This is a genomic window from Microvirga tunisiensis (genome assembly GCF_009296175.1).
GTDB lineage: Bacteria > Pseudomonadota > Alphaproteobacteria > Rhizobiales > Beijerinckiaceae > Microvirga > Microvirga tunisiensis.
Window position 1 is genome coordinate 1 of sequence record NZ_VOSK01000230.1, and the last position, 10,268, is coordinate 10,268.

Here is a 10,268-nt window from a genome sequence, read left to right on the forward strand (position 1 = left end):
ACCTCCATGACCGCGCCGGAGCCGAACTCCTGCTGGAGGGTCTGCAGCATCTCTTTCCGGCGATCGAGCGGATGTGGGCCGACACGGCTTATCGTGGGCTGAAGGACTGGCTCCAGAAGGCCCTGAGCTGGAGATTATCCATCCCGCAGCATTGGTGGAGCGGCGGAACCTGGATGCGGGCTGACGCGGAGCCGCCGACGCGACCGAGTGGCTTCCAGGTGCTCGCACGCAGGTGGGTTGTCGAGCGGACCATCGGTTGGCTCACCACCAACCGGCGGCTCGCCAAGGACTACGAACGCTTGGTCGAGACCGGTGAAATGCTGCTCTATCTCGCCATGAGCCGCATCCTGCTGCGTCGCCTCACGCGAAAGGAAAGATAATTGCTCACCAGCCTCTAAAGAGCGGGGGCCAAATAACGCGCCGCAATCGTCCCCGGCTCAGTCTTTTCTGCGGCGATCTGGACAAGCATCTGACTGCGGAGACGGTCCACCTCATGGGGGGCAAACGCCGGATGCAGGGCGACATTGGCGAAGAGGTCAAGCGATGGGCCGAGGTTGGCGGTCAGGGCTGATAGGGTAATGCCGGTGCGGTCCATCGACGACCCGGCGGTGATCGACGCGCCCAGCGTCTCCTGCCGCTCGGCGATCCCAAGCGAACTGAGGGTTGTGGTCCCCTCCTGGAGCAACGCCGTGGTCAAGGCCGCCGTGCCACGCTTGGCTTTGGGATCGGCGGCATGGCCGGCGTCGAGGCTCAGCGCGACCTGCGTTGTCGGAAGTGCGCGACGCTGCGCGTAAACCACTTCGATCCCGTTCGAGAGCTGCGCCCGCGTAACCTGTGGGAAGGTCAGGTCGGCGATCTCGCCAACCGCAGGTGCCGGCGCGCGCTTCACGACCGGGACTTGGGTCTGTGACACGGCCGAAGCCGGCTTGCTCGCCTTCACGACGGCCTGCGCCTCGCGATCGGCCGGGCGCGCGCCTGGCGTCACGGTCAGGGCATAGACCGAACGGGACAGCCATTGGCCCAACGCTGCCTTGACTGTCGCGGGCGTGGCCGCGGCGTACGCATCGAGATCTTGGGCATAGTGATCAGGATCGTTTGAATAGAGCAGCCCTTTGGCCAGCGTTGCTGCCTTGCTGCCGACGGATTCGAGCGCCTTGATTGTGTCGGCGGCATTCTGGATCGCAACACGATCAACTTCACCAGCCGTCGGGCCTTCGGCAATCAGATCGGCGATGATCGCGTCGAGACGTCTCGCGACCACCGCGGGATCAACGCCAGGCTTGACGTCGGCGCTCACCGCGAACAGGCTCACTTGAGCAAACGTCTGCAAGTCTGCCCGAACGCTGACCGCGAGCTTCTCGTCGCGCACCAGCACATTATCGAGTCTGGAGCTGGCAAGGCCACCGAGCACCGATGCGCCGATCGCAAGCGGCACCGCATCAGGATCGTTGAGCCCCGGCACCACCCAAGTGCGGTAGAGCCGCGTCGTCGCTACCCAATCCTGCAGCGTCTCGTCCTTGCGCGCGGGCAAGGTTGGAATGGCGACTGCGATCGGGCTGCTATCGGGTCCGCGCTTGATGGGCCCGAAATATTTCTCGACCAGCCGCTTTGCGGTCGCAAGGTTGATATCGCCGGCAAGGACGAGGATCGCATTGTTCGGCCCATAGTGCTGGCGGAACCAGCCATGCACGTCGTCCAGGCTGGCGGCATCGAGATCGGCCATCGACCCAATCGGCGGTTGACCGTAGGGATAATCGGCCGGGAACAGGGCTAGGGCTTGAGCATATTCAACGAGGCCGTATGGCGCATTGTCGCCCTGGCGCTTTTCATTCTGGACGACGCCGCGCTGGAGATCGAGCTTTGCCTGCGTGATTGCGCCAAGGAGGTGTCCCATCCGGTCGGACTCGAGATAGAGCGTTTTTTCGAGGGCGTCGGTTGGGACTGTCTCATAGTAGTTGGTGCGGTCGTACCAGGTCGTGCCGTTCATGTCAGTCGCGCCAAGCTGCTGCATCGGCTCGAAGAAACTGGCGTCGGCATTCTCCGAGCCGCCGAACATCAGATGCTCGAACAGGTGCGCGAAGCCGGACTTGCCCTTGGGCTCGTGCTTGGAGCCGACGTTGTACCAGACCGACACGGCGACCACCGGCGCCTTGCGATCGGTGTGGACGAGGACGCGCAGCCCATTGTCGAGGGTGAAGCTCTGTTGGGGAATCTTTACGTCTGCCACAATCTCGCGCGCGCTCGCAACCGGCGCGCTTGGTTCCTGCGGCGGAGCGGCACCGATTGCCGGCGCAGCACCGAGTTGCAGGACGACGAGCCCCGCGACAAACATGGCTTTCATACAAACCTCCTCTATGGAGGCGGCATCGATCGTCTCACCGCTCTCAAGCCTCAAGATCCGGTCGGCAGCTCCTGCGGCCTCGCACCGAAGATTGCAAAAGGCGTGCCAACGGCGCCGCAAGAGCCTCAGAAATTATTTTCTGCAGACTATTCAAGGGTTTCCATGAAAGTGCGGCAGGACGCCGGGCCGCACAGCACCGTGTCGCGGATTGCACAAACCCGACAGCAGGTGTCGGGGACCCGACGTTTGTCCAGGACTGGCGGCATGGTTTTCTCTGTGAGAACAGCGCAACTCGCGCGTCATTTAACCGCGTTCGGCTATGTCCGATGTCCGACACTGTCGGACATCGGACATAGCCGTATGAGAGCCATCATGCTGTTGTGAAATCATTTTCTCCTTTGGCACGGTATATGCTGAGCAATCCACGCTGAGCTGCGAACGCGGCACAGACTGAGGAGAAATCGTCCCATGATCACGCTGACCGACAATGCCGTCGCCGCCGAGCGGGCGGACGGCTTGCGCATCATGATCCAAGCCGGCGTCAAGATGTTCGTGGACGCAGGCTCCCAACCCTATTCGCCGGCATGGCCGCCGACTTTGTCACGGGGTCTGGATCCTCCGGCTTTGTCTTCGCCAATCCCAACGCACGGTCGATCGGCAACCCTTCGTCGATGCACGGTTTTGGCGCCTCCATCGGTGCGGCGGTGAAGGAGGCGCGTCGGCAGGTGAAAGCGCTGATCGGCGCGGAGTGCGACCATGAGATCGCCTTCACCTCGGGCGGGACCGAAAGCAGCAATGCGGCGATCCTTTCGGCACTCGATGGTGTCGCGGGAGTAGGTCGAAGTCGTCCAAGTTCTAGCGTTCTGGAAGACAGGATTGGCTCGATGATCAGCGCCCTCCGTCGGCAGGTGACAATTGGTGCCCAGGCTGGCAACGCACGGGTCGATGAATTGATTGGAAACTGCCAGTGATAAAGCGCTTGGTTCTGGTTGGAGTGATCAGCCTTATCGGGCTCCTTCAAGCAGATTGCGACTCAGCTGTTCGGCTATCTTGTGAGCGCGCGCGCTTGGCATGGGGACAAGTTCTGAGCCTAAATCTGGCGCGCTCCCACCAGGTTGAATCCCTGGTCGAGTCCATGAGGGAGAGGCTCCCAGCAGAACGCGAATTGTTGGATGAAGTTGCTGCCGCCCGAGACGGCGTTCATGCTGCCATGGCAGATGGCGGCTCTATAGCAGACGGCCAGCGTTTCAGAGCTTGTGAGAGGGCCGAGCTCCGGCTATCAGCGGCGTCTGCCCGGCTCTACGAGATGATTAAACGTTATCCTCGCGTCACCACTGATAGCAGACTTATGGGTCAGCTCAGAGCACTTCAGCAACTCGAGGATCGAATTGTCGTAGCACGAAGCGACTTCAACAGTGCAGTGCGCTGATATAATGCGGAACTGCAAGGAAGTTTTGAGCGCCTTGTTGCGACCGTGTTGCACAGATCGTGTGAAGAATGCACTGTGTCGCTGGGCATTTTGGCGTGAGACTCGAGCTTTTCGAGCAACCATGGGCATCTAACGTGAAATTCTGCGACTTTGGAACCTCACGTTAAGCGTCAATGTGAGACAGGTTCGGGAACATCCCTCCCCTGCCCCTTTTCATTAGCTGAGAAGCACTTGCGATAGCCGAGGCGCGTTTGCAATCAGAGCTCACGCCCGCCCCGAATCCGGACAACGTTTGAGAGCCGGAATCTCATATGTGGACGCTCCCCTTTGGCAAGGGATTTGTTGACGTGTCTGCGAGGCGGTCGGGTGCACTCATATGTTCGGCCTACTGATGCGGCTCGTTTGACCGCTGGCCCTTCTCTATTCGGCACCTCCACGTCAAGCACCGTCTTTTCGACCCGTCGGTCTAGCGCATTCCTCGCGAGCTCTTGCTTCTCTCCGGGATCGGCATTCTGCCCTCCCATGATGGGATGAGAAGGATGAGGCAGCACAATCTGATGAGCGCATTGATGACCGTGGCAATCGATGCAAAGGCCAGCACGAACTTACCTCATCCATCGTCCCGCGAGGGACAGCTTTCCACCGGCAGGCGGAACTTCGGTGTCTTCTCCCTAATGGGCGATCAAAGGAATGGCTGCACAAGAGGATCTTTCGCCCAACGGAACTCCGTTCCATCGCTCCAGATCCGGTGCATGTGGACAGCCAAGCGCCGCGCCAGCGCGACAATGGCTTTCCGAACGCCGCGCCGCTTGGCGACATTCATCGCCCATGCCTCAGCCACGACCACTTCTTCACCCGCGTCAGCAGGACCTGGGCGGCTTCATAGAGCAGCCCTCGCATCATTCCATCGCCACAGAGGGAGACCTGCCCAATACGCGTGCTCTCCCCGGACTCCCTGAGCACTGGCGTTAATCCCAAGACAGGTCCAACGGCTGTCGACTTTCGGAAGCGGGCCGGCACATCGATGGTGCTGGTGAACGCTAGGGCGACAACTGGCCCGACGCCCGGAATGGTCATCAGGCGCCGGCAGACCCCGTCATCCCGGGTGATCTCCAGTACCTTCCGGGGGAGGCGGGACAGTTCCTCCCGCAACATCTGCTGGCGGCGAGCAGGAGGCGGTGATGTCCGCCAGTTCCGGCCTGCCGTCTACGAGCTCCCGGATCCGGACGTCAAATCCCACAGCCCCGGTCATGCCAACCTTGAGGCCGAAGTTGCGCAGCAAGCCGCGGATGTCGTTCTCAATCGCGACCGCCTTCTCCTGCAGTAGCTTGCGCGCAGTCAGCAAGGCACGACGATGTTGGCTTGTCAGCGTTTCGATGTGCACCGGCCGGAACAGGTTCACCCGCATCATCTGGGCAATGCCGCGGGCATCCTTGCGGTCGGTCTTGTTCACCTGCGCCTTGAGGAACGCCTTCGTATGCCGCGTCTCAATGCAGATCACCGGCAAGCCTGCTTGCGCCAATCCGCTGAACAGCCACTGCGATAGGGGGCCGGCCTCAAGCCCGATCCGGCCCAACCGCCATGTCGGATCCTGTAAAGCACGAGCGAGGTCTTCGGGATGGCTGGTCACCTTCAGCTCACGGCGGATCGAACCCATCTCGTCCACAATGCAGATCGAGGTCTCTTTGGGGGAGACGTCCTGTCCGGCGTAGTGCTTCATGCTGCGCGCCCTTTCCTGATGCTTGTGAGGGAACACCCTCACGCTATCACCAGATCGAAGCGCTGCACCTCTGACTGGTGCCATCGGAGATGGGGCTCAAGCCGAATACATGGGGTAATCGCGGGGCGAGTCGCCTGTATGGGCTGGGTCACGCAGACGCCAGCGGCGAATGCCGATCAGAAAGGTGGTTGCTCCCCGATAAGATGAAGAAACGGGCTCACGACCTGACGCCGGGCCCCAGCATCGAACGGAGAGCAACCATGGAGCAGTATATCGGTCTGGACGTGTCGTTGAAAGAGACGGCGATCTCGGTGCGGCGGGACGGTAAGCGGATCTGGCGCGGCAAATGCCCGTCGGATCCGAGCCTGATTGCGGAGGTTGTCCGCCAGCGCGCACCCGAGCCTCAGCGGGTGGTGTTCGAGACCGGGCCTTTGTCGGTGTGGTTCTATCATGCGCTCCAGGCCGAGGGGCTGCCGGCGATCTGCATCGATGCTCGTCATGCCAAGGCCGCCCTCGACATGGCGGCGAACAAGACGATGCGAACGACGCCGATGGTCTGGCGCATCTGGCGGAGGTCGGCTTCTATCGTGAGGTGCGGGTGAAGGGTTCGACAGCATGCTGATCCGCACGTTGGTGGCGGCCCGCACCCGGCTGGTGCGGATCACAACCGAGCTGTCCAACCAGATCCGCGGCCTGATGAAGACCTTCGGCTTGGTCGTTCCCGCCGGCAAGGGCAGCACGTTCGAGAAGAATGTCCGCAGTCTCCTGGTCGACCAGGAGGGCCTCGCGGCGATTGTGCTGCCGATGCTGGAGGCGTGGCGCAGCCTGCGGATCCGGGCGGCGGAACTCGGCCGTCAACTCTTGGCCGGCGCTCGCCAAAGCCAGGCCTGTCGCATTCTCATGTCGATCCCCGGTGTCGGGGCGATCACCGCGACATCGTTTGCGACCGCCATTGAGGATCCAGACAGCTTCAAGAAGTCTCGTTCCGTCGGCGCCTGGCTCGGTCTGACCACCCGACGCTACCAGTCCGGCGAGGTCGACTATGATGGCCATATCTCCCGCCGGGGCGACCGCCAGGTGCGGGGGCTTCTGTTTGAGGCGGCAACCGTCATCCTGACCCGCAGCTCGGCCGAGAGCGGCCTGCGGACCTGGGGTCTCAAGCTCCGGGAGCGGGTCGGCTTCAAGCGGGCGGCCGTTGCTGTGGCGAGGAAACTCGCTGTTCTCATGCACGCGATGCTCAAGACCGGCGCCTTCTTCGACCGGAGCATCGGCACCGCGGCTTGATCGGTTGAGGATCGCGTTCAGTCTCTGAGCGCGCTGAGACGTGCCTGCCGGGACGTGGGCCGAGCCATTCCGCCTGTTGGGATGCACCGCTGACGCAGCCGAGTGTGGCGTCCACATAGGAAGGCTCCTCCCGCGAAGCTCCATCCTGCGGCGATAGCTGTCGACCGCGAAGACGACCCTGCATCCGGCAGATGCTCATGTGGCGTGTCTCTGATCCACCGCGATCAGCCTCTCCGACATAGTCTCTCGACCTTGATCCAAGGCTCGAGCGGGTGAGTATTGTAAAAACTACTTGCAAAATGGCTCGCGATTAGTTTCCGTTGTGATCAAGCACATTTTTCGACCCATAGGCGGTCGGCTTTGATCAGCGCATTGGCCATCACGATGAGCTTACGCATAAGCGTGACCACAGCGACCTTCGCTGGTTTTCCGGACGCGATGAGACTTTCATATTTTGCCTTGAGATCTGGGTTGTAACGAGCGGCAACGAGGGCCGGCATGTAAAGTGCACGCCTTACGTTGGCCCTTCCTCCTTGAATAAAGCTGCGGCCTTTCCATTGCCCTGATTGTCGGGCGACGGGAGCCAGGCCTGCAAGGGAAGCAGCTTGTTTGGGATCGAGTGCTCCTAGCTCAGGCATGGTCACGACCAGCTGGTCGGCGGTCCGTGTGCCTACCCCAGCGATACTGGAGATGATTTCGTGCCGGCGGGCCAACTCCGGGTCAGCCGCGATGATCGTCGCAACCTCGGCGTCAATCTGCTCGATATGCCGCTCGATCTGATCCAGGCGCGTTTTGTGCTGGCGCTTGAGGAGAGGCAGCGTCAGGTTCTTTGCTTGATTTTGCAGCGCGATCTTATCGCGGACCAAGCCATCGCGAGCGCTGATTAATTCCGCGAGCTTGGCTTGTTGGGGCGTACTTGCGGGGCGCACAGGAGGCTGGAGCGTCGTCGCCATGCGGGCCAGAATGACCGCATCAATTTTATCCGTCTTGGCGAGAGTGCCTGCTGCTTGTGCGAACCGCCGTGCTCGAGCCGGGTTGAGGTTGACGCATGGCAGATCCGTCAGAGCCTGCTCTAACCGCCGATGGTAAGCGCCAGTAGCTTCATAGGCGATCCGATCGATCTGCCATTGTGCAAGCCAATCTATCAGCTCCCTTTGGCCCTTGTCGGTATTGGGGAATTGCCGCTCGCAGCCTACAGGATGGGCATATACATCAAGGGTCGCTTTTGAGATGTCGATGCCGACCGTTTGGGGTAGAAGATTATCCATCTCTTCCGCTGTCCTACTCTTGTCATCCGGGCCCGAAGCCCTGGTTTCCGTCCAGGTCTGGTGGAAAAGAAAGGGGTGATCACACTAATCGACGGTCCTCTACGACCGAGACGACTTCGATCCATCCCCTTCCTCCCGATCCGGGGTGGCCACCTCGGATCGGGCATCTCTTAATGTCGAAAACCAGCGGAAAGGTCATAAAACAAGACGACCCATCAGAACCGAACCGCGGCACATCTGCGGATCTTCAGGCCAAGACCGCGCAGATTAACCGGATAGCGCATGGTCGGCATGCCACGAATGCGCAGGTGCGCCAGGTTCATCTGATGCTTCGGGCGCGACATCGTCGCTTCGATCCCGGCGCGCCAACGATAGGTTTCATGGGATGCATCGCTGCTCTCGTAATGGCGTCGTTCTTGGTTGTCTGCCCGTGCTGGCGTGTATTGAAAGCGGGAGATTGGCTCAGGTCGTGCGATTGCCGCAAAAGCAGAACGCCGATGACGATGTGGAAATCCTTCGATGGGCGGCCCATGCGCTCATCGAAATGAGGGACCAACTCATCAATCGGAAGGTCATCAAGAAGATAATAGCGGAAGACCTCAGCCCAGGAACGATCCAACAGCTGACGCCGCTTCTCGCCCAATTCCGACTAGCGACCCAGCAAATCCCGGTTCGTCTGTCACGCAATGTAATCATGCGCAAGTATAGGTGCTCCAGCCCTCGAAATGAATCGACTTTTACCGCCCCGTCTTCATTCCGCTAAAGCTCCATCCATAGCGCGAATGGGGACCATCGAGAAAATCAATTTTACCACTCCTCCGGAATGCTGCATCAGGGGTGCATGGGAGCTTCTGCAGGATTGTACGCGAAGGGTTTCAAACCGCCCTTGCGCAAACCCCTCAATGCGCATTCACCAAGCTCGTGATGGCTCCCACCCCAGCGCGCTCACAGCGCCCTCAATGGTTGATCCGTCTGCCCCTCGGGGACTGGACGCAAACAGTGGAGCCTCTCGGCTGGTGGACCTAACAAGGAGATAGCATGGCTACGATTAATGACGCAGACTTCAGCGAGATCCTGCGCGCGACGTTTGGATCGGACGTGATCTTCGGCAATGACGCTCTCGACCCTCATGCCGGTGGCGATGCCGCCGTCCCCCCAGCGGGTCGCGGGAGGCGACCCTGATCCCTGGGAGCCTGAAGTTGGTCCCTTGGACCCTGAACTTGATCCCGGGGACCCTGAATTTCATCTCCCGGAGCCTGAACCCGTTAGGAACGTTAAGACGGGCGGGAATGGGAACGGCAGCCTGAAGGGCGGCGCCGGAGCGGATGAGCTCCACGGCGGCGCAGGGAACGACGTCCTGCTGGGCGGCCCCGGAGTCGACGCGCTTCTTGGTGCCGACGGGGACGACGTCCTAGGTGTTTGGTGGCGGAACGTTGTTGGGATCGGGTGCGTTACGCCATTGAGGAGTACACTTGGCGCTTTGACGGCCTGCGACGCCGAGCTTCTCACCGCAGGAGGACGTGAAGCTGTCGATCCACCCGCAAGCCCGTACCACCCCCGCTGTCCGCCAGGAGATCGCCCGCTCGGCCGAGCCCACCGGCGTGTTGGCCCAGCGCTTCAGCGTGAGCACCGAGACCATCCGCAAGTGGCGCAAGCGCGGAGCCCAGGACTGCCAGGACCATTCCAGCCGGCCGCACAAGCTGCCCTGGAAAGCCACGGACGAGGAGCGCGCCATCGTCTGCGTCCTGCGCCAGGCCACCGGCTTTCCGCTCGACGATCTGACCTTCATCGTCACGCATTTCCTGCCGCATCTCAACCGCGATGCCGTCTACCGCATCCTCAAGGCCGAGGGTCTGGGACGATTGCCCCCGGCGCAGCAGCGCCAGCGCCGGAGCGGCACGTTCAAGGACTATGATCTCGGCTTCGTGCACATCGACATCAAGCACCTGCCCAAGCTGCAGACCGCCGACGGGGAGCGCCGCAAACGCTATTTGTATGTGGCCATCGACCGCTGCTCGCGCTGGGTGCACCTGGCCGTCAAGGACGATGAGCTGGCCACCAGCGCGGTCGCCTTCCTGAAAGAGGCGGTGCGCGCCTTCCCCTTCAAGATCACGCACGTGCTCACCGACAGAGGATCCTGCTTTACCGCCGATGGCTTTGAAGAGGCCTGCCGCCAGCTGAAGCTGGAGCACCGCAGGACCAAGCCGTATACACCGCAGACCAATG

7 protein-coding genes and 4 pseudogenes are annotated in these 10,268 nt (G+C 61.3%); 7 read left to right on the forward strand and 4 right to left on the reverse strand.

Going from position 1 to position 10,268, the window contains the following annotated elements; all coding sequences use genetic code 11:
* A partial coding sequence (locus FS320_RS31160) for a transposase (RefSeq protein ID WP_152716278.1) occupies positions 1–380 on the forward strand: 380 nt, incomplete at its 5' end.
* 14 nt (positions 381–394) lie between these two features.
* Here FS320_RS31160 and FS320_RS31165 read toward each other — a convergent pair.
* On the reverse strand, positions 395–2,341 hold the full coding sequence (locus tag FS320_RS31165; RefSeq protein ID WP_244627515.1) for a M16 family metallopeptidase: 1,947 nt from the start codon (positions 2,339–2,341) through the stop codon (positions 395–397).
* Positions 2,342–2,985: 644 nt separating this feature from the next.
* On the opposite strand from FS320_RS31165, the pseudogene FS320_RS48535 reads away from it, so the two are divergent.
* Positions 2,986–3,162 (forward strand): annotated as a pseudogene (locus FS320_RS48535) (aminotransferase class V-fold PLP-dependent enzyme); the annotation flags it as partial.
* Positions 3,163–3,335: 173 nt separating this feature from the next.
* A complete protein-coding gene (locus FS320_RS50970) occupies positions 3,336–3,770 on the forward strand; it encodes a LemA family protein (RefSeq protein WP_420846800.1) in 435 nt (144 codons plus the stop codon).
* A 682-nt stretch (positions 3,771–4,452) separates the two neighbouring features.
* Here the strand turns inward: FS320_RS50970 and FS320_RS31180 are convergent.
* Positions 4,453–5,490: pseudogene (locus FS320_RS31180) on the reverse strand (IS110 family RNA-guided transposase).
* A 260-nt stretch (positions 5,491–5,750) separates the two neighbouring features.
* On the opposite strand from FS320_RS31180, the pseudogene FS320_RS31185 reads away from it, so the two are divergent.
* A pseudogene (locus FS320_RS31185) lies at positions 5,751–6,774 on the forward strand (IS110 family RNA-guided transposase).
* A gap of 326 nt (positions 6,775–7,100) precedes the next feature.
* On the opposite strand, the gene FS320_RS31190 reads toward FS320_RS31185, so the two are convergent.
* Together FS320_RS31190 and FS320_RS51465 are read right to left on the reverse strand one after the other, a co-directional pair.
* Positions 7,101–8,042 carry an IS110 family RNA-guided transposase gene (locus tag FS320_RS31190; protein ID WP_152716280.1) on the reverse strand — a complete coding sequence of 314 codons (942 nt, stop codon included), beginning with the start codon at positions 8,040–8,042 and terminating at the stop codon, positions 7,101–7,103.
* 215 nt (positions 8,043–8,257) lie between these two features.
* Positions 8,258–8,563, reverse strand: coding sequence for a transposase (locus FS320_RS51465; protein WP_338105562.1), 306 nt, complete (start codon positions 8,561–8,563; stop codon positions 8,258–8,260).
* Positions 8,564–9,080: 517 nt separating this feature from the next.
* On the opposite strand from FS320_RS51465, the gene FS320_RS45385 reads away from it, so the two are divergent.
* The 3 genes and pseudogenes from FS320_RS45385 to FS320_RS31195 all read left to right on the forward strand — a co-directional run.
* Positions 9,081–9,224, forward strand: coding sequence for a hypothetical protein (locus tag FS320_RS45385; protein WP_153885350.1), 144 nt, complete (start codon positions 9,081–9,083; stop codon positions 9,222–9,224).
* Positions 9,184–9,444 (forward strand): annotated as a pseudogene (locus tag FS320_RS50980) (hypothetical protein); the annotation flags it as partial. The gene FS320_RS45385 and the pseudogene FS320_RS50980, both read left to right, overlap by 41 nt.
* A gap of 124 nt (positions 9,445–9,568) precedes the next feature.
* On the forward strand, positions 9,569–10,268 hold a 700-nt coding region (locus FS320_RS31195), incomplete at its 3' end, for a DDE-type integrase/transposase/recombinase (RefSeq protein WP_152716285.1).

Bases quoted from the DNA above. Each gene is read 5' to 3' on its own strand.
- FS320_RS31165 (WP_244627515.1), bottom strand. From the start codon at position 2,341: ATGAAAGCCATGTTTGTCGCGGGGCTCGTCGTCCTGCAACTCGGTGCT.
- FS320_RS31190 (WP_152716280.1), bottom strand. From the start codon at position 8,042: ATGGATAATCTTCTACCCCAAACGGTCGGCATCGACATCTCAAAAGCG.
- FS320_RS45385 (WP_153885350.1), top strand. From the start codon at position 9,081: ATGGCTACGATTAATGACGCAGACTTCAGCGAGATCCTGCGCGCGACG.